This window comes from Microbacterium resistens NBRC 103078 (assembly GCF_001552355.1).
GTDB lineage: Bacteria > Actinomycetota > Actinomycetes > Actinomycetales > Microbacteriaceae > Microbacterium > Microbacterium resistens.
On the sequence record NZ_BCRA01000037.1, the window covers coordinates 1 to 19,466 of the forward strand.

At 70.5% G+C, this 19,466-nt stretch carries 18 protein-coding genes and 2 tRNA genes; 18 read left to right on the forward strand and 2 right to left on the reverse strand.

Annotated features, from left to right (window positions below):
- Positions 1–5: 5 nt before the first annotated feature.
- From MR1_RS07795 to MR1_RS07850, 12 genes are all read left to right on the forward strand, one after another.
- Positions 6–1,115 carry a DUF58 domain-containing protein gene (locus MR1_RS07795; protein ID WP_067244797.1) on the forward strand — a complete coding sequence of 370 codons (1,110 nt, stop codon included), beginning with the start codon at positions 6–8 and terminating at the stop codon, positions 1,113–1,115.
- A complete protein-coding gene (locus tag MR1_RS07800) occupies positions 1,112–1,657 on the forward strand; it encodes a hypothetical protein (RefSeq protein ID WP_067244733.1) in 546 nt (181 codons plus the stop codon). Before MR1_RS07795 ends, MR1_RS07800 begins: the two co-directional genes overlap by 4 nt.
- Positions 1,658–1,666: 9 nt before the next feature.
- Positions 1,667–4,606, forward strand: coding sequence for an excinuclease ABC subunit UvrA (uvrA, locus tag MR1_RS07805; protein WP_067244735.1), 2,940 nt, complete (start codon positions 1,667–1,669; stop codon positions 4,604–4,606).
- Positions 4,606–6,633, forward strand: coding sequence for an excinuclease ABC subunit UvrC (gene uvrC / locus MR1_RS07810; RefSeq protein ID WP_084344444.1), 2,028 nt, complete (start codon positions 4,606–4,608; stop codon positions 6,631–6,633). The genes uvrA and uvrC overlap by 1 nt, the downstream gene beginning before the upstream one ends.
- Before the next feature lie 25 nt (positions 6,634–6,658).
- Positions 6,659–7,531, forward strand: coding sequence for an RNase adapter RapZ (rapZ, locus tag MR1_RS07815; RefSeq protein ID WP_067244737.1), 873 nt, complete (start codon positions 6,659–6,661; stop codon positions 7,529–7,531).
- Between the two features lie 97 nt (positions 7,532–7,628).
- The gene (gene whiA, locus MR1_RS07820) at positions 7,629–8,606 is read left to right on the forward strand and encodes a DNA-binding protein WhiA (protein ID WP_067244740.1); all 978 of its coding nucleotides are present in this window, start codon (positions 7,629–7,631) and stop codon (positions 8,604–8,606) included.
- Positions 8,607–8,757: 151 nt separating this feature from the next.
- A complete protein-coding gene (locus MR1_RS07825) occupies positions 8,758–9,384 on the forward strand; it encodes a superoxide dismutase (RefSeq protein ID WP_067244742.1) in 627 nt (208 codons plus the stop codon).
- A gap of 100 nt (positions 9,385–9,484) precedes the next feature.
- Positions 9,485–10,495, forward strand: a complete 1,011-nt coding sequence (gap, locus tag MR1_RS07830; RefSeq protein WP_067244744.1) for a type I glyceraldehyde-3-phosphate dehydrogenase — start codon at positions 9,485–9,487, stop codon at positions 10,493–10,495.
- 9 nt (positions 10,496–10,504) lie between these two features.
- Entirely contained in the window at positions 10,505–11,731 is a 1,227-nt protein-coding gene (locus MR1_RS07835; protein WP_067244746.1) for a phosphoglycerate kinase, read from the forward strand.
- Positions 11,722–12,513, forward strand: coding sequence for a triose-phosphate isomerase (gene tpiA / locus MR1_RS07840; RefSeq protein ID WP_067244748.1), 792 nt, complete (start codon positions 11,722–11,724; stop codon positions 12,511–12,513). Before MR1_RS07835 ends, tpiA begins: the two co-directional genes overlap by 10 nt.
- A 108-nt stretch (positions 12,514–12,621) precedes the next feature.
- Positions 12,622–12,870 (forward strand): preprotein translocase subunit SecG, encoded by a 249-nt coding sequence (secG, locus tag MR1_RS07845; protein WP_067244751.1) that lies wholly within the window; start codon positions 12,622–12,624, stop codon positions 12,868–12,870.
- On the forward strand, positions 12,870–13,226 hold the full coding sequence (locus MR1_RS07850) for an RNA polymerase-binding protein RbpA (RefSeq protein ID WP_067244753.1): 357 nt from the start codon (positions 12,870–12,872) through the stop codon (positions 13,224–13,226). The genes secG and MR1_RS07850 overlap by 1 nt, the downstream gene beginning before the upstream one ends.
- Before the next feature lie 103 nt (positions 13,227–13,329).
- On the opposite strand, the gene MR1_RS07855 is transcribed toward MR1_RS07850, so the two are convergent.
- Both MR1_RS07855 and MR1_RS07860 read right to left on the reverse strand, forming a co-directional pair.
- Positions 13,330–14,517, reverse strand: coding sequence for a hypothetical protein (locus MR1_RS07855; RefSeq protein ID WP_157517960.1), 1,188 nt, complete (start codon positions 14,515–14,517; stop codon positions 13,330–13,332).
- A gap of 68 nt (positions 14,518–14,585) precedes the next feature.
- A tRNA-Gly gene (locus tag MR1_RS07860) sits at positions 14,586–14,656 on the reverse strand.
- Between the two features lie 135 nt (positions 14,657–14,791).
- On the opposite strand from MR1_RS07860, the gene MR1_RS07865 reads away from it, so the two are divergent.
- The 6 genes from MR1_RS07865 (at position 14,792) to MR1_RS07890 (ending at position 19,449) form a co-directional block, all read left to right on the forward strand.
- A tRNA-Pro gene (locus MR1_RS07865) sits at positions 14,792–14,865 on the forward strand.
- 68 nt (positions 14,866–14,933) lie between these two features.
- The gene (gene tig / locus MR1_RS07870; protein ID WP_067244757.1) at positions 14,934–16,454 is read left to right on the forward strand and encodes a trigger factor; all 1,521 of its coding nucleotides are present in this window, start codon (positions 14,934–14,936) and stop codon (positions 16,452–16,454) included.
- Between the two features lie 69 nt (positions 16,455–16,523).
- Positions 16,524–17,018: a tetratricopeptide repeat protein gene (locus MR1_RS07875; RefSeq protein ID WP_067244760.1), complete on the forward strand. Its 495-nt coding sequence runs from the start codon at positions 16,524–16,526 to the stop codon at positions 17,016–17,018.
- Between the two features lie 80 nt (positions 17,019–17,098).
- A complete protein-coding gene (locus tag MR1_RS07880) occupies positions 17,099–17,689 on the forward strand; it encodes an ATP-dependent Clp protease proteolytic subunit (protein ID WP_067244762.1) in 591 nt (196 codons plus the stop codon).
- Between the two features lie 17 nt (positions 17,690–17,706).
- The gene (locus tag MR1_RS07885; protein ID WP_067244764.1) at positions 17,707–18,357 is read left to right on the forward strand and encodes an ATP-dependent Clp protease proteolytic subunit; all 651 of its coding nucleotides are present in this window, start codon (positions 17,707–17,709) and stop codon (positions 18,355–18,357) included.
- 138 nt (positions 18,358–18,495) lie between these two features.
- Positions 18,496–19,449, forward strand: coding sequence for a sugar-binding transcriptional regulator (locus MR1_RS07890; protein ID WP_067244766.1), 954 nt, complete (start codon positions 18,496–18,498; stop codon positions 19,447–19,449).
- Positions 19,450–19,466: the final 17 nt, after the last annotated feature.

Genomic DNA, 19,466 nt, shown 5'->3' on the forward strand with positions numbered 1-19,466 from the left:
GCCGGATCGACGTCGGCATCAGCGCCCGCGCCGGGGACGCGGCCGAGGTGCACGTCGCCGTCGACGTACGGGCCGACGCGGAGGCCGTCCAGTTCGCCGTGGATCAGGACGGGCGCAGGAGCGGGACCGTCGACGTGGCGCCCGGCAGCGGCGTGCTGCGGTCGCGGAGCCGGCTGAGCCACTCCGGTCCGATCGAGCTGCTCCGCCTGACCGCACGCGCGGTCGCGGCCGACGGCGCGTGGGTGAGCGAGGTCGTCCTGGCCGGGAGCCTGACCTGGAAGGCGGCGCCGCGGACGCGACGGCTCGACCGGCTCCCGACGTCCGTCCGGCTGACAGGGCTCCATGGTGCGCACGAAGGGTCGCGGATCGGCCAGGGCGGCGAGTTCCGGGACATCCACCCGTTCGCGCCCGGGGACGAGCTCCGCCGCGTGGACTGGCGTGCGACGGCCCGGGCCGCCCGAAGGCCGGGGGACCTGCTCGTCCGCCGCACGCAGGCGCTGAGCGACAGCGCCGTCGTGATCGCGATGGACACCGCCGACGATCTGGGAGCGGTCGTCGCCTCCTGGGGCACGCCGGACCGGGAGCGCAGCGGTGTCACGTCCCTGGACCTCGCCCGTGAGGCCGCCCTGTCACTGGCGACGTGCGCGGTCGAGACCGGCGACCGGGTCGCCTTCCACGTCCTGGCCCCGGGCGGGCGGGCCGTCCGCAGCGGTTCCGGCGCCCGTCATCTCGCGCGCCTCCGCGGTGTGATCGCCGGGACGGGGGCGAGCGGGGACGGGTCACGGTTCCGGCGCACGCCCCCGATCGGGAGCGGATCGATCGTCTTCGTGCTGTCGACGTTCTTCGACGGGGCGGCCGCGGAGATCGCCACGCGCTGGCGCGCGGGCGGCCACGCGGTGATCGCCGTGGACGTCCTCCCCGAGCCGGACACGGCGCGGCTGACCGCCGAGCAGACGGTCGCGGTGCGCACGCTGCTCGCCGAGCGTCAGGACGTGATGGCGGACCTGCGCGGCGCGGGGGTCGAGGTCGTGGCGTGGAACGACGACGGTGCCGACGTCGCCCTGCGGGCCGTCGCCGCGCACGGTCGCGCCGGGGCCGGGCGGGGGCGACGATGAAGAGACGGGCGCACGAACTGCGCGTCCCGCGCGGCATTCCCGGGATCGTTCCTCGGCTGCTGGTGCTCCTGGTCACGACGGCGGGGGTCCTCGCCCTCACCCCGTTCATCGTCTGGCAGGTGGTGGCCGTCGCGGCAGCGTCCGTGTCGGTGGTTCTTCCGCGTTCGTTCGCTGCGTGGGCGGGCGCGGCCTGCCTTCCGATCGGCGTGCTGCTGACCGCGCCGTCGCCGGGCCGCACGGCGCTCGCGGTCCTGCTCGTCCACGCGATCCACGTGCTGGCAGCACTGTCGCTGACGATCCCCGCCGGTTCACGGATCGCGCCGGGCCTGCTCCGGCCCGTGCTGCGGCGTTTCGTCGTGATCCAGGCGATCGCGCAGCCCGTCGCGGCCACGGCGGCGCTGCTCCCGCAGGCCGGTGCGGCGGACACGGCCTGGCTCGCGCCGCTCGGGGCAGCGCTGCTGCTGGTCGTCGCGACGGCGACGACGCATCTGATGCGCCGGGGTTCCGCCGCTCGCGGAGCCGATGTCGGTGGCCCCTCCTAAACTTGTCGGGTGCCCATTGTTCCCGTCGCCAGCCCAGGAAAACTCAGTGTCCGCGGTGCCCGCGTGCACAACCTCAAGAACGTCGACCTCGAGATCCCGCGGGACTCGCTCGTGGTCTTCACCGGTCTCTCCGGATCAGGCAAGTCCAGCCTCGCGTTCGACACGATCTTCGCCGAGGGCCAGCGTCGCTACGTCGAGTCGCTGAGCGCCTACGCCCGTCAGTTCCTCGGGCAGGTGGACCGCCCCGACGTCGACTTCATCGAGGGGCTCAGCCCGGCGGTGTCGATCGACCAGAAGTCGACGAACCGCAACCCTCGCTCGACGGTCGGCACCATCACTGAGATCTACGACTACATGCGTCTGCTGTGGGCGCGCATCGGCGTCCCGCACTGCCCGGAGTGCGGCGAGCGGATCCAGCGTCAGACGGTGCAGCAGATCGCCGATCAGCTCATGGAGCTGCCTGAGCGCACCCGCTATCAGATCGTCGCGCCGGTGGTCTCGCAGAAGAAGGGCGAGTTCGTCGACCTCTTCCGCGAGCTCGGCGCCAAGGGCTACGCCCGCGCCATCGTCGACGGCGAGATGATCCAGCTCTCCGAGCCGCCGACGCTCAAGAAGAGCTACAAGCACGACATCGCGGTCGTGGTCGACCGCCTCGTGGCCTCGGGGGATATCCTCGGGCGTGTCACGGACTCGGTCGAGACCGCGCTGTCTCTGGCGGGCGGCGTCATGCAGGTCAACTTCGTCGACGAGAGCGGCGACGCCGCATGGCAGTCGTTCTCGGAGAAGCTGGCCTGTCCGAACGGCCACGCGATCACGCTCACCGAGATCGAGCCGCGCACGTTCTCGTTCAACGCCCCGTTCGGCGCCTGCCCGGCATGCTCGGGTCTCGGCACACGGATGTCGGTGGACGTCGATCTCATGCTCGGTGACGAGGAGCTCTCGATCCGCGAGGGCGTCATCCTGCCCTGGACCACGCAGGGCAAGGGCCTCTTCCAGTACTACGAGCGGCTTCTGGAGGGTCTCGCCCGCGACCTCGACTTCTCGCTCGACACGCCGTGGCGCGAGCTCCACTCCGATGTCAAGGAGGCGGTGCTGCGCGGCGACAACTACAAGGTGACCGTCAAGTGGAAGAACCGCTACGGGCGGGAGATGCGGTACTCCTCGGGCTTCGAGGGCGTGGTGCCGTACATCGAGCGGCAGTATCTGCAGGCCGAGAGCGACACGCAGCGCGGTCGGTGGGGCGAGTACCTCCGTGAGGTCCCGTGCCCGGTCTGCAACGGCGACCGGCTCAAGCCCGAGGTCCTGGCGGTCCAGGTGCACGGGCACTCGATCGCGGAGGTCTCGCACCTCAGCCTCGCGGAGGCGCAGCAGTTCATGCAGCGGCTCGAGCTCACGCCGAGAGAGGCGAAGATCGCCGCCCAGGTGCTGCGGGAGATCCGTCTGCGGCTGGACTTCCTGCTCCAGGTCGGTCTGTCCTACCTGAACCTCAGTCGGTCGGCGGGCTCGCTCTCCGGCGGCGAGGCTCAGCGCATCCGCCTGGCGACCCAGATCGGCTCCGGGCTCACCGGCGTGCTCTACGTGCTGGACGAGCCCTCGATCGGGCTGCACCAGCGCGACAACCGCCGTCTGATCGAGACGCTGCTCACCCTCCGCGACCTGGGCAACACGCTGATCGTGGTGGAGCACGACGAAGAGACGATCGAGGCGGCCGACTGGGTCGTCGACATCGGTCCCGGCGCGGGCGTCGGCGGCGGGGTCGTCGTCCATTCCGGGCCCTACGAGGCACTGCTCGGCGACACCGACTCCATGACCGGTGACTACCTGGCGGGGCGCCGTGAGATCCCGACGCCGGCCAAGCGGCGTCGGATCGACCGCAAGCGGATGCTCAGCGTGGTCGGTGCGCGCGAGAACAACCTGCGCGGCGTCACGGCGGACTTCCCGCTCGGAGTGCTCACGGCGGTCACCGGCGTCAGCGGATCCGGCAAGTCGTCGCTCGTGAACGACATCCTCTATCAGGTCCTCGCGGCGCGTCTCAACGGAGCGCGCACCGTGCCCGGCAAGCACACCCGCGTGACCGGGCTGGACAATCTCGACAAGGTGGTTCACGTCGACCAGGCCCCGATCGGGCGCACGCCGCGGTCCAACCCGGCGACGTACACCGGCGTGTTCGACCGGATCCGCACCCTCTTCAGCGAGACGCCCGAGGCGAAGGTGCGCGGGTACCTCCCCGGCCGCTTCAGCTTCAACGTCAAGGGTGGTCGCTGCGAGGCCTGCTCGGGCGACGGCACCATCAAGATCGAGATGAACTTCCTCCCCGACGTGTACGTCGACTGCGAGGTCTGCCACGGCAAGCGCTACAACCGGGACACTCTTGCCGTCCACTACAAGGGGAAGAACATCGCCGAGGTCCTGGAGATGCCGATCGAGGAGGCCGCGGAGTTCTTCGAGCCCATCCAGGCGATCCACCGGTACCTGCGCACCCTCGTGGACGTCGGTCTCGGCTACGTGCGTCTGGGCCAGTCGGCGACCACGCTCTCCGGCGGCGAGGCGCAGCGGGTCAAGCTCGCCACGGAGCTGCAGCGCCGGAGCAACGGCCGCAGCATCTACGTGCTCGACGAGCCGACGACGGGTCTGCACTTCGAGGACGTGCGCAAGCTCCTCGAGGTGCTCAACGGGCTGGTGGACAAGGGCAACACCGTGATCGTGATCGAGCACAACCTCGATGTGATCAAGTCCGCCGACTGGGTGATCGACCTCGGCCCCGAGGGCGGCTCCGGCGGCGGGCAGATCATCGCCACCGGCACGCCCGAGCAGGTCGCGAAGGTGGACGAGAGCCACACTGGTCGCTTCCTGGCGGAGATCCTGCAGCCCGAGGGGCGCGCGGGCCGCGCATCGGCACCGCGGGCGGTGAAGCGCAGGGAGCCGGTGTCCGAGCGCAAGGCGAGCTGATGGCGCAAGAGCTCCCGTACAAGCCGCGGGCGGGGGAGATCCCGACCGATCCCGGTGTGTACCGCTTCCGCGACGCCCAGGGGCGCGTGCTGTACGTCGGTAAGGCGAAGAACCTCCGTCAACGGCTGTCGAACTACTTCGCGCCGCTGCGGACGCTGCACGAACGCACCCGGCGGATGGTCACCACGGCCACCTCTGTCGAGTGGACGGTCGTGCCCACGGACGTGGATTCGCTGCAACTCGAGTACATGTGGATCAAGGAGTTCGATCCGCCTTTCAACGTCCGGTACAAGGACGACAAGTCCTATCCGTTCATGGCGGTCACGCTCGGTGACGAGGCCCCGCGGGTCCTGGTCACCCGCAACCGTCGGATCCCCGGTGCGCGGTACTTCGGCCCGTATCCGAAGGTGTGGGCCGTCCACGAGACGATCGACCTCATGATCAAAGCGTTCCCGATCCGCACGTGCAGCGACGCCAGTTACCGCCGGGCGATGCAGACGGGGCGGCCCTGCTTCCCCGGGCAGATCGGAAAATGCGGCGGGCCGTGCTCGATGACGGTCACGATCGAGGAGCACCGGGCGATGGTGGACGACTTCATCGCGTTCATGGAGGGCGGTGACGAACGCTTCACCCGGGAGCTCACCCGGCGCATGCGCGAGGCGTCGGCGGCGATGGACTACGAGAACGCCGCGCGGTACCGGGACAAGCTCGCCTCGATCGAGGCCGTGCTCGGCAAGAGCGCCCTCGTGCTTCCCCAGGACGAGGACGCGGACCTGTTCGGGATCGCGGAGGACGAGCTCTCCGCGGCGGTGCAGCACTTCGTGATCCGTGGCGGCCGGGTCCGCGGCGTCCGCGCCTCGACGGTGGAGAAGGAGATCGACATCAGCGGCGGGGACCTGGTGGATCAGGTCCTGCAGCGTGCCTACGGCGAGGCGGAGGGGGACGCCGTGCCGCGCCGTGTCCTCGTGCCGTCCCTCCCGGACGACGTCTCGGAGCTCGAGCAGTGGCTGCGCGATCGCCGCGGTCGGAAGGTGGAGATCGCGGTCGCGCAGCGCGGCCAGCGCGCCGAGCTCATGCGCAATGCCACCGTCAACGCCCAGCAGGCCCTTCTGCGGCACAAGATGAAGCGGTCCAGCGACTACGTCACGCGCACCCAGGCGCTCACCGACCTGCAGGAGGCGCTGGGACTGGCCGACGCGCCGTTGCGGATCGAGTGCTACGACATCTCCCATCTGAGCGGGACCAACGTCGTCGGCTCCATGGTCGTCTTCGAGGACGGGCTCCCGCGCAAGGACCAGTACCGATCCTTCGGCATCCCCGAGACGACGGACGACACCGATTCGATCTACCAGGTGCTGCGCCGTCGGCTCGCCCATCTGGACGCCCCGGAGGGCGAGCCGCTCGCCCCCGGCGCGCCCCCGGCCGATGCTCTGGAGACCGCGGACGCCGCGGAGGCCGAGGCGCCGCAGGGGAGACGGCGGCCGCGCTTCGCGTATCCGCCGCAACTTCTCCTCGTGGACGGCGGACGGCCGCAGGTGGAAGCCGCGGCACGGGCGCTGCGCGACGCCGGGCACACCGAGATCGGGCTGGCCGGCATCGCCAAGCGGCTCGAGGAGATCTGGCTCCCGGGCGACGAGTACCCGGTGATCCTGCCGCGGACCAGCGAGGCGCTGTACCTGCTGCAGCGCCTGCGGGACGAGGCGCACCGGTTCGCGATCACGCACCAGCGCAAGAAGCGCAAGCGCGACATCACCACGGTCCTGGCGGAGGTGCCCGGCCTCGGCGCCGCCCGCATCCGCGCGCTGCTGCGGCATTTCGGGTCGGTGGCCGCTCTGCGTCGCGCGGAACCGTCGCAGATCCAGGAGGTCACCGGCATCGGTCCCGCGCTGGCGCAGAGCATCCACACGCATCTCGCCACGACGCGGACGGCGCCTGCCGATCCGTCGCCGGAGGACGCCGAGGCCCCTCCGGCGGCGCTCGCGCCGGCCCCGGAGCCTCCGGCGCCGAGCATGCCCGCGGATCGGTAGGCTGGTCGGGAGCGAAGGGGGAGACATGAGCGCCGCCGACCAGGGCGAGTTCCTGATCGTCACCGGTATGTCGGGCGCGGGCCGTTCCACGGTCGCGAACGCCCTGGAGGACCTCGGCTGGTACGTCGTCGACAACCTCCCTCCGCAGATGCTCCGTCCTCTCCTCGACCTGGCGAATCTCGGCGGCGCCGCGCTGCCGCGGGTCGCTGCGGTCGTCGACGTGCGAGGTCGCAACCTCTTCGACGACTTCCCCGGCGTCGCACGGGCGCTCCGACAGCACGGCTCCGTGCGGGTGCTCTTCCTCGACGCCTCCGACGACGTGCTCGTGCGCCGGTTCGAATCGGTGCGGCGGCCGCATCCGCTGCAGGGCGACGGCACGCTCCTCGACGGGATCCGGATCGAGCGGGCCCGGGTGGCGCCGCTGCGCGAGGCCGCCGACATCGTGATCGACACCTCGGCGTTCAACATCCATCAGCTCGCGACCACGGTCACGGACCTGTTCGCCGAGGAGGGGGCGGCCCGGCACCGCCTCACCATCATGAGCTTCGGCTTCAAGTACGGTCTCCCGTCCGACGCGGATCTCGTGGCCGACATGAGGTTCCTGCCCAATCCGTTCTGGATCGACGAGCTGCGGGACTCCACCGGGAAGGATGCGCCCGTCAGCGAGTTCGTCCTGTCCCGAGAGGGCGCGGAGGAGTTCCTCGATGCGTACACCGCGGCGCTGAAGCCGGTGCTCGAGGGCTACCAGCGCGAGAACAAGAGCCATTCCACGGTGGCCGTGGGCTGCACGGGAGGCCGCCATCGTTCGGTGGCGGTGGCCGAGGAACTGGCCCGACGGCTCGCGTCGGTGCCAGGCGTCGCCGTCACGGTCCGTCACCGCGATCTCGGTCGGGAGTGACGCGCGCGGCCGCACCGGTCGGGTCGATGCGGGGTGCGGGAGCCGAGTAGGCTATTCCCTTGCGCCGCGACCCGGCGCGGTAACGCGAAGGAGACCCGTGGCACTCACCACCGACGTCAAGGCAGAGCTCGTCAGCATCCGGAACGCACCCCCGACGGTGCGGGTCGCGGAGGTGACCGCGGTGCTGAGGTTCGCCGGCGGTCTGCACTCCATCGCCAACCGGGTCGCCGTGGAGGCCGAGGTGGACGCCGAGCTGCTGGCCCGTCGCGTCGCCCGGGATCTCGCCGAGCTCTTCGGGGTCCGTCCGGAGATCGCGCAGATCCAGGGTGCCTCGGGCACGGACGGCGCGCGCTACGCCGTCCGCGTCATCGGCGCGGGGGAGACCCTCGCCCGCCAGACCGGTCTGCTCGACCAGCGTCGCCGTCCGGTCCGCGGTCTGCCGAACCGCCTCACCACCGGCTCCCGCGAGGAGCTCGCCGGCCTGTGGCGCGGCGCCTTCCTCGCCGCCGGCGCGCTGAGCGAGCCCGGCCGCTCGGCGGTCCTCGAGGTCGCCTGCCCGTCGTCCGAGGCGGCGATGGCGCTCGTGGGCGCCGCCCATCGGCTCGGCATCGCGGCGAAGGCCCGCGAGGTCCGCGGTCTCCCGCGCGTCGTGGTGCGCGAGGGCGAGGCGATCCGCGCCCTGCTCACCGTCATGGGCGCGGTTCGAACGGCGGCGGCGTGGGAGGAGATGCGTCAGCGCCGGGAGGTCCGCGCGGGCGTGAACCGCCTGGTCAACTTCGACGACGCCAACCTGCGCCGTTCCGCCCAGGCTGCCGTCGCCGCGTGCGCACGGGTCGAGCGCGCGCTGGAGATCCTCGGTGACGACGTCCCCGATCACCTCCGCACGGCGGGCGAGCTGCGACTCGCGCACCGCGACGCCAGCCTCGACGAGCTGGGGCACCACGCCGACCCGCCCATGACGAAGGACGCCGTCGCCGGCCGTATCCGGCGCCTCCTGGCGATGGCGGACAAGCGCGCGCAGGCCGAGGGCATCCCGGGCACCGAGTCCGCGGTGCCCGCCGGCATCGACGTCTGAGCCGGGTGACGCGGATCGCCGTCATCCGGGAAGGTTCCGGTTCCGCGGAACGTTCCCGTCGATAGGATGGATATCGTCCGCCTCGTCCCGCGTTCCGGCGGGGTGGGGAACCGGTGAGCGCCGCGAGCGCGGCGCGGATTGGATGAATTCGATGGCGATCTACACGCTCCCCGACCTCCCGTACGATTTCGCGGCTCTCGAGCCCCACATCAGCGGGAAGATCATGGAGCTGCACCATGACAAGCACCACGCCGCGTACGTGGCCGGCGCCAACACCGCGCTGGAGCAGCTCGCCGAGGCCCGCGAGTCGGGCAACCTCGGTGCGGTGAACAAGCTCGAGAAGGACCTCGCGTTCAACCTCGGCGGTCACGTCAACCACTCCATCTTCTGGACCAACCTCTCGCCGAACGGCGGCGGTCAGCCCGAGGGTGAGCTGAAGGCCGCGATCGAGGAGTTCTTCGGCTCGTTCGAGAAGTTCCAGGCGCACTTCACCGCCGCGGCGACGGGCATCCAGGGTTCCGGCTGGGCGGTGCTGAGCTGGGACCCGATCGGTCAGCAGCTCATCATCCAGCAGCTGTTCGACCAGCAGGCGAACACCGCGCAGGGCACGGTGCCGATCTTCCAGCTCGACATGTGGGAGCACGCCTTCTACCTCGACTACCTCAACGTCAAGGCGGACTACGTCAAGGCCGTGTGGAACATCGCCAACTGGGAGAACGTCGCCCAGCGACTGCAGGTGGCCCGCGAGCAGACGAACGGACTGCTGGTACTGTCGTAAAAGATGGGCGTCCTGATGGGCGAAAAGCCCATCAGGACGCCGTTGTCCGGGTCATTTGCAAGAATCACGCAATCCCTCGAGTAAGAACCAGGAGACTTTCGTGTCTGTCAAGATCGGTATCAACGGCTTCGGCCGGATCGGACGTAATTACCTCCGCGCGGCTCTCGCGCAGGGCGCGGACATCGACATCGTCGCGGTCAACGACCTCACCGACAACAAGACGCTGGCGCATCTGCTGAAGTACGACTCGGTCGGAGGCGTGCTCGACGCCGAGATCAGCTACGACGAGGACAGCATCACCGTCAACGGCAAGGAGATCAAGGCGTTCGCGGAGCGCGACCCCGCGAAGCTGCCCTGGGGCGAGCTGGGCGTCGACATCGTGATCGAGTCGACCGGCTTCTTCACCAAGGCCGAGGACGCGCGCAAGCACATCGAGGCCGGCGCCAAGAAGGTCCTCATCTCCGCGCCGGCGACCGGCGACGACCGCACCATCGTCATGGGCGTCAACGAGGAGACCTACAACCCGGAGACCGACCACATCATCTCCAACGCCTCCTGCACGACGAACTGCCTGGCCCCCCTGGCCAAGGTGTTCAACGACGAGTTCGGCATCGTCCGCGGGTTCATGATGACCGCACACGCCTACACCGCCGACCAGAACCTGCAGGACGGCCCGCACAAGGACCTGCGCCGTGCGCGCGCGGCGGCGATCAACATCGTCCCCGCGTCGACCGGTGCCGCCAAGGCGATCGGCCTCGTCCTTCCCGAGCTGAACGGCAAGCTCAGCGGCTCCTCCTACCGCGTACCGGTGCCGACCGGCTCGATCGTCGACCTCACGCTCATCACCGAGCGCGACGACCTGACGGCCGACGAGGTCAACGCGGCCTACAAGAAGGCCGCGGACGAGGGGCGCCTGGCCGGCTACCTCCAGTACAACGAGGACGCCATCGTCTCCAGCGACATCGTCCACAACCCGCACTCGTCGATCTACGACTCGACGCTGACGAACGTCAGCGGCAACCTCGTGAAGGTGTCGAGCTGGTACGACAACGAGTGGGGCTACTCGAACCGTCTCGTCGACCTGACCGAGTACGTGGCCGAGCGGATCTGACCTCACGCCATGACCCTGCGCACCCTCGACTCCCTCCGGGAGACGGTCGGTTCGCTCGACGGCACGCGCGTCATCGTCCGTTGTGACCTCAACGTCCCCCTGCGGGATGGTGTCATCACGGACGATGGCCGCGTGCGTGCGTCGTTGCCGACCCTGAACGCCCTCATCGACGCCGGCGCCCGCGTCATCGTCGTCTCGCACCTGGGACGCCCGGACGGCGCCCCGGATCCGCAGTACAGCCTGGCGCCCGTGGCCACCCGTCTGTCCGAGCTCCTCGGCAGGTCCGTGGCGTTCGCGTCCGACACGGTGGGCGCGTCCGCGCGCGAGACCGTCGACGCGCTCGGCGCCGGCGAGGTCGCCGTGCTCGAGAACCTGCGCTTCAACCCGGGGGAGACCGCGAAGGACGAGGGGGAGCGCACGGCCTTCGCCGAGCAGCTCGCCGCCCTCGGCGACGCGCTGGTCTCGGACGGCTTCGGCGTCGTGCACCGCAAGCAGGCGAGCGTCTACGAGCTCGCGAAGATCCTGCCTTCCGCGGCGGGCCTGCTCATCGCGGCCGAGCTCGACGTCCTGGACCGGCTCACCGAGAAGCCCGAGCGTCCGTACACGGTCGTGCTGGGCGGGTCGAAGGTCAGCGACAAGCTCGGGGTGATCTCGCACCTGCTGCCGCGCGTCGACCGGATCCTGGTTGGGGGCGGCATGCTGTTCACCTTCCTCGCGGCGGAGGGCCATCCGGTCGCGTCGAGCCTCCTGGAGAAGGACCAGCTCGAGACGGTCCGCGGCTACATCGCCGATGCGAAGGAGCGCGGCGTCGAGCTCGTGCTGCCCACGGATGTCGTGGTGGCGGCGTCGTTCGCGGCGGACGCCCCGCACGAGGTCGCCGCGGCCGACGCGATCGAGGACACGGCCTTCGGCGCGTCCGGGATCGGTCTGGACATCGGGCCCGAGACGGCGACCCGTTTCGCGGAGGCGATCCGCGGATCCCGCACGGTGTTCTGGAACGGCCCGATGGGCGTGTTCGAGTTCCCGGCGTTCGCCGCGGGGACCAAGGCCGTCGCGGAGGCGCTGACGGAGGTCGACGGACTCAGCGTGGTCGGCGGCGGCGACTCCGCCGCGGCCGTGCGGCAGCTCGGTTTCGCCGACGACCGGTTCGGGCACATCTCGACCGGCGGCGGCGCCAGCCTCGAGTTCCTCGAGGGCAAGAAACTACCCGGCCTGGAGGTGCTCGGATGGGCGTAACGGCTCGTACCCCGCTGATCGCGGGCAACTGGAAGATGAACCTGGACCACCTGCAGGCGGTGGCGTTCGTGCAGAAGCTGCACTGGACGCTGAAGGACGCCAAGCACGAGGACGGGTCGGTCGACGTGGCCGTGTTCCCGCCGTTCACGGATCTGCGCAGCGTCCAGACCCTGATCGATGCCGACAAGATCCCGTTCGCCCTCGGCGCGCAGGATCTGTCGATGCACGACTCCGGGGCCTACACCGGTGAGGTGTCCGGCGCCTTCCTCGCGAAGCTCGACGCGAAGTACGTGATCATCGGGCACTCCGAACGGCGCGAGTACCACGCCGAGACGGACGATGTGGTCGCCGCGAAGGTGAAGGCGGCGCTGAAGCACGGGCTCGTCCCGGTGATCTGCGTCGGCGAGACCGCCGAGGACCTGGAGAAGTTCGGGGCCAGCGCGGTTCCCGCCGGGCAGCTGGAGGCGGCGCTCCAGGGCGTTCCCGCATCGGCGGACATCGTCGTGGCGTACGAGCCGGTCTGGGCGATCGGGTCCGGGCAGGCCGCGACGCCGCAGCAGGCGCAGGACGTCTGCGCGGCCCTGCGCGGGGTCCTGGCGAAGGCGCTCGACCCGGACGCGGCGGCACGCACGAGGATCCTCTACGGCGGATCGGTGAAGGCGGCGAACATCGCCAGCTTCATGCGCGAGCCCGACGTGGACGGCGCCCTGGTCGGCGGCGCGAGCCTGGTCGTGGACGAGTACGCGTCGATCGTCCGATTCCAGAAGCACGTCGGGGTGTGAGCCGAGGGGGCGTCGCCCCTTCGACGTATACTTGACCGTTACGCGGGTCCTCTTCCGCCGAGGGAACTCGGCCTCCTGACAGACGGGACCCGACCGAAAGGCCAATCCGTGGATATTCTCCAGTTCGTCCTGCAGGTGCTGCTGGGCATCACCAGCGTCCTGCTGACGCTCCTCATCCTGCTCCACAAGGGTCGTGGCGGCGGTCTGTCCGACATGTTCGGCGGCGGCATGACCTCGGCCGTGGGCTCGTCGGGGCTGGCGGAGCGCAACCTCAACCGCTTCACGATCGTCCTCGCCCTCGTGTGGTTCGTCGCGATCGTGGCGCTGGGGCTCATCACGAAGTTCGAGGTGATCTGATGGCGTCCGGTGGAAACGCGATCCGGGGCACGCGTGTCGGCTCCGGCCCGATGGGGGAGCAGGACCACGGCTACCACGCCGACCGCATCGCGGTGTCGTACTGGGACGGTCTCGGCAACGAGACGGTGCGCTACTTCGCCGCCGGGCTCCCCGACGAGGAGATCCCCGAGGTGATCGACCACCCGCACAGCGGCCTGCCTGCGGGACGGGACAAGGACAACCCGCCGGCGATCGCCAAGACCGAGCCGTACAAGACGCACCTCGCCTATGTGAAGGAGCGGCGTACCGACGAGGAGGCCGAGCAGCTCCTCGAGGACGCGCTCCAGCAGCTGCGCGAGCGCCGCGGACAGCGCTGACGCACGACGGAGAGGGCCCCCACCGCCGGTGGGGGCCCTCTCCGTGCCCGCGGGCGGTGCGGTCCCGGCGCTGGGGACTCAGGACGGCCGGACAACGGAACGGTCAGCGACAGGCCGCGGCGGCGGCGATCATCTCCTCCGGCGGCGGCCCGTACGCCGAGGTCCCGTTGGCCGGATCGTGGAAGCCCATGCTGATCGCCCACGCCGTGGCCCAGGCCTCGGTGGCATCCGGATCCGTCGTGTCGTACATCGAGAAGCAGCGCACGGTGATCGCATGCCCGACCTCGTGCGCGACGAGGGCCCGGCTGGCGTCGGACGGCCACTGCTCGGCGATGGAGTCCGACAGCTCGATCGTCGCGTAGCCGCCGTCCGCGTACCACCACCAGGTGAGCCCGGACAGCCAGCCGTCCACACCCAGTCCGTTGACGAGGACGGCCCAGTCGAAGTCCATCAGGACGCCGGGTGCGAGGGACCGCGCGAACGCCTCCACCTCGAGGCGCGCTGCGGACAACGGCCCGTCCTTCTCGGCGAGCTCGGCCGCCGCGGAGGCGCGCAGGTCCTGCACCTCGGCCGCGAGCGTCCGGAACGCCGCCGGACCGTCCACCCGCACGATGGCCGGATCGGCGAGGACCCGATCCAGATCGGAGATCGCGTTCCGCAGGGCGATGACGTCCTCATTGCGTGCGGACACGTTCTCCGCCTCCGCCGCGCGGGCGGCGTCCACGGAGACGGCGAGGGCCGCCACCGATCGGTCCTCGAGGTCGTCCGCGGTGGTGGAGAGCCTCTTCTCGATCGAACGCAGGTCGCCCGCGTGCTCCTCCGCCGCCGTGGCGGCGTCCTGCAAGGCGTCCGCCGCGCCCCACGCCTCCCACGCCCAGAAGGGCTTGCGAGGCGGAGGAGGAGTCGCGTCGTCGCGAGCATCGGCCGCCTCGGCGAGTGACGCATCGAGGTCGGTGCCGATCCGCTCCACCTCGATGCGCGCGTCCTCGGGGACGAGTCCGGCGGGGTCGTCCCCGAGGGCGAGGGAGAGGTCGCGGGCGTCCTGCGCGATGCGGACCTGCGCGTCGAGCGACTCCTCGGCGACGCCGGCGCCGCGCGCCGCCGCGGCGAACCCGTCGCGCGCGTCGTCGTATCCGAGCTGCGCCGCCGTGTGGACGCCGATTCCCGCGGACAGCGCGACGAGCGCGCCGCCGGTCAGCAGCAGGGCGCGCACCCCGCGACGCCGTCGGGTACGCGGGGGAGCGCTGGAGAAGCGCGGCGGCAGCTCGTGGGATCCGGTGGGGCTGGTCATCTCCCGAAGTCTCGCACGCGCGGACCCGGGAAAAGGAGAAGGCCCCGCACCGGCGGGGCCTTTCGCTGAGGGGGCGACGGGAATCGAACCCGCACAACCAGTTTGGAAGACTGGGACTCTACCATTGAGCTACGCCCCCGGGCCCGTCGCCGAGCTCCGGGTCCGTGCGGCCCGGCGAACCGGAACCGACTCGAAAGAGCATACCGGACGTTCGGGTGCAGTCCTGTCCGTTAGACTTCTCGGGGCCGTTCCCGCGTGCGCGGGCACAATCACCCGGGGCGTAGCTCAGCTTGGTAGAGCGCCCGCTTTGGGAGCGGGAGGTCGCAGGTTCAAATCCTGTCGCCCCGACGTCGGTTCGCACGACGTCGCAGCCGCGCCGGAGATGCGCGGGACATTCACAAGGAGAACACACCAGCATGGCGAACAGCACCGTCGAGAAGCTGGCCCCGACCCGGGTCAAGCTCCACATCACGGTCACCCCCGAAGACCTGAAGCCCAGCATCGACCACGCGTACGAGCACATCGCGCAGGACGTGCAGATTCCCGGCTTCCGCAAGGGCAAGGTGCCCGCCCCCATCATCGACCAGCGCATCGGGCGCGGCGCCGTCATCGAGCACGCCGTGAACGAGGGCCTGGACCGCTTCTTCCAGGAGGCCGTGGTCGAGCAGAAGCTCCGCATCGTCGGCCGCCCCTCCGCGGACGTGACCGAGTGGCCGAACGAGAAGGACTTCTCCGGCGACCTCAAGGTCGAGATCGAGGTGGATGTCCGTCCGGAGATCGAGACCCCGTCGCTGGAGGGCATCACCCTCACCGTGGACGCGGTGGAGACCGACGAGGCGGCGCTCGACGCCGAGCTCGACCGTCTCCGCGCCCGGTTCGGCACGCTCGTCCCGGTGGGCCGCCCGGTCGCGACCGGCGACTTCGTCGAGCTCGACCTCGTCGCGACGATCGACGGCGCCGAGATCGACCGTGCCGAGGGCGTCTCCTACGAGGTCGGCTCGGGCGAGCTGCTGGAGGGGATCGACGACGCGATCGAGTCGCTGACCGCCGGCGAGGACACGACGTTCCGCTCGACGCTCGTCGGCGGCGACCACGCCGGTGAGGAGGCCGAGGTCTCCGTCACGGTCAAGGCGGTCAAGGAGCGCGAGCTCCCCGAGGCCGACGACGACTTCGCGCAGATCGCCAGCGAGTTCGACACCATCGCGGAGCTCCGCGACAGCCTGCGCGAGAACGTCCAGCAGCAGGGCGTGTTCGCCCAGGCCTCCGCCGCGCGCGACAAGCTCGTGGAGACGCTGCTCGAGAAGATCGAGATCCCTGTGCCGCCGCAGCTCATCGAGGACGAGGTGCACAACCACCTCGAGTCCGAGGGGCGTCTCGAGGACGACGAGCACCGTGCCGAGGTGACCGAGGCCAGCGAGAAGCAGTTCCGCACCCAGGTCCTGCTGGACGCGATCGCCGAGGACGCCAACGTCCAGGTCTCGCAGGAGGAGCTCAGCCAGTACCTCATCCAGTCCGCCGCGCAGTACGGCATGGCCCCGCAGGAGTTCGTCGAGGCGCTGCAGTCCGCGAACCAGCTGCCGGTCCTGGTCGGCGAGGTCGCGCGCAACAAGGCGCTGGCGATCGCCCTGGGCAAGGTCACGGTCGTCGACTCCAACGGCAAGGCCGTCGACATGACCGGCTTCGTCGCGACCGAGGACGACGCCGAGGGCGACGGCGAGGCCGCGGAGGAGAAGCCGGCTGCGAAGAAGGCCCCGGCGAAGAAGGCCGCTGCGAAGGACGACGCGGACAAGCCGGCCGCCAAGAAGGCTCCGGCGAAGAAGGCTCCGGCCAAGAAGGACGCGGACGCGGCCGAGGAGAAGCCCGCCGCGAAGAAGGCCCCGGCCAAGAAGCCGGCGACGCGCAAGGCCGCCAAGGAGGCGGCCGAGAAGGCCGAGTGATCGCGTAGCGACACCGGAGGGGCGGGTGCTGCGGCATCCGCCCCTTCGTCATCCCGGGAAGGAGCAGTCATGACGAGGTGGGACGACCGGATCGACGCTGTCTGGGAGGCCGCATCGGGCGGTCTCGTCGACGACGAGGTGATCGCGCGGATCGACGCCCTCGCGGCCGAACGCGGCACCGACGATGCGCGGGCCGAGTTCGAGCGGGCGGGGGCCCGGGACTCGGCGGGCCGCCCCGAGGAGGCGGTGCCGCTGTACCGGCGCGCGCTGGCGTTGGGCCTGGACGCGGAGCACCGACCCCAGGCGGTCATCCAGCTGGCGAGCTCGCTGCGCAACCTCGGCGCGGTCGACGAGGCTCTCGCCCTGCTCACGGAGGAGCAGGAGCGGGAGTCGGACTCGCCCTATCGCGACGCGGTCGCCGCCTTCCGCGCCCTGGCGCTCGCGAGTGCCGGCCGCCCGGCGGAGGGCCTGTCGGTGGCCCTGCTCGCGCTCGTCCCGCACCTGCCGCGCTACCACCGGTCGTTGACCGCCTACGCGCGCGAGATCGCCCGCGACGACGCCTGATATGCCGACGGCGAACACGGCCGGGCCGCCGCGTTGACGCCGGTAGATTCGAATCACCGAACACGGAAACAGGAGCGGAAATGGCTGAACCCCTGGTCGCGACGAGTGTCTTCGACAGGCTGCTGAAGGATCGCATCATCTGGCTCGGGTCCGAGGTGCGGGACGAGAACGCGAACGAGATCTGCGCGAAGATCCTCCTTCTCGCCGCCGAGGATCCCGAGAAGGACATCTACCTCTACATCAACTCCCCGGGCGGATCGATCACGGCCGGCATGGCGATCTACGACACGATGCAGTTCGTGCCGAACGACATCGTCACCGTCGGGATCGGGATGGCGGCCTCCATGGGCCAGCTGCTGCTGACCAGCGGCACCAAGGGCAAGCGCTACATCACCCCGAACGCTCGCGTGCTCCTCCACCAGCCCCACGGCGGCTTCGGCGGGACGGCGAGCGACATCCAGACGCAGGCGCAGCTCATCCTGTCGATGAAGAAGCGCCTGGCCGAGATCACCGCCGCGCAGACCGGCAAGACCGTCGAGCAGATCGACGCCGACGGCGACCGCGACCGCTGGTTCACGGCGGACGAGGCGCTGGAGTACGGCTTCGTCGACCACATCCGCGAGCACGCCAGCGACGTGCACGGCGGCGGCGGAACCGGCGCGGACAAGTAAGGCGGGAGAGGACCCACATGTACACACCCACGTTCCGCTCCGCCGGAAACCTGCCCTCCAGCCGCTACGTGCTCCCTCAGTTCGAGGAGCGCACGGCGTACGGGTTCAAGCGTCAGGACCCGTACAACAAGCTGTTCGAGGATCGAGTGATCTTCCTCGGCGTGCAGGTGGACGACGCCTCGGCCGACGACGTGATGGCTCAGCTCCTCGTCCTGGAGAGCCAGGACTCCGAGCGCGACATCACGATGTACATCAACTCGCCCGGTGGCTCCTTCACCGCGATGACGGCGATCTACGACACGATGCAGTACGTCGCGCCGCAGATCCAGACCGTGGTGCTGGGCCAGGCGGCGTCGGCGGCATCCGTGCTCCTGGCGGCCGGTGCGCCCGGGAAGCGCCTCGCCCTCCCGAACGCGCGCGTGCTCATGCACCAGCCCGCGATGGGCGAGGCCGGGCACGGTCAGGCGTCGGACATCGAGATCCAGGCGGCGGAGATCCTGCGGATGCGCACCTGGCTGGAGGAGACGATGGCCCGCCACACCGGCAAGAGCCCCGAGCAGGTGAACCGCGACATCGATCGCGACAAGATCCTGTCGGCGGAGGAGGCCAAGGACTACGGCATCGTGGACCAGGTCCTCACGAGCCGGAAGCGCCAGGCGCTGAGCTGACGAGACGACGTCGAAGGGGCGGGCCGGGAATCCGGTTCCGCCCCTTCGTCGTCCCCGCGATTGCGCAGGCGCCGGGAGCTCTCTGCGCATATGAGCAAAGGCGTGCGCGAGTGTGGGAACACGCGTATCCTCGGGAGGGTGACCCCCACCCCGGCCCCGGACGACGAGCTGCTCGCCGTGCGCGTGGCCGAGCTGTACTACGACGAGGACCGCACCCAGGACGAGATCGGCTCGCTGCTCGGCATCTCTCGATGGAAGGTGGGCCGGCTCCTGGCCCAGGCCCGCAGCGACGGCATCGTCCGGATCGAGATCATCCATCCGCGTGCCCGTCGCCTCGGGGTCGAGCGGGCGCTGCGCGAGCGGTTCGGCCTCGCGGACGCGGTCGTCGTCCCGGCCGTCGCGGACGAGGCGGACCTGCTCGATCGCGTCGCGCAGGCCGCGGCCGACCACCTCGCGGCCCTTCGGCCGGTACCGCGCACGCTCGGGGTGAGCTGGGGGCGTACGCTCACGGCGGTCTCCGAACATCTTCCCCAGGGCTGGGCGCACGGCGTGACCGTGGTGCAGATGAACGGCGGCGTGAGCGTCAACCGGCGTCCCGGCGGAGCGGCGACGCTGGCGTCGACGATCGCCCAGCGTGCCTCCGGCCGTGTCGCGCTCCTGCCGAGCCCGGCGATCCTCGAGAGGCTCGAGACGAAGCAGGCGATCGAGGCGGACCGCACCGTCGCCGGTGTCCTCGATCTCGCCGCCGCGGCCGACACCTATCTGTTCACGGCAGGGGCGTGCGACCACCGGTCCGCGCACGTTGAGAACGGATACCTCGAACCCGGCGACATCGACGAGCTGGCCCGTCGCGGCGCGGTGGGAGACGTCCTCGGACGCTACATCGACGCCGACGGGAACACCGTCGACCCCGAGCTCGACGCCCGCACCGTCGGCCTGCCGCTGGAGCGCTTGCGCGCGGCGGAGACGGCCGTCTTCGTCACGGCCGGAACCGCCAAGCACGACATCGCGCGGACCGTCGTCGCGGCGGGCCTGTGCACCGCGGTGGTCACCGATGAGGAGACCGCCCTGACCCTCCTGGAGGACAAGTGACCACACGCGAACTCACC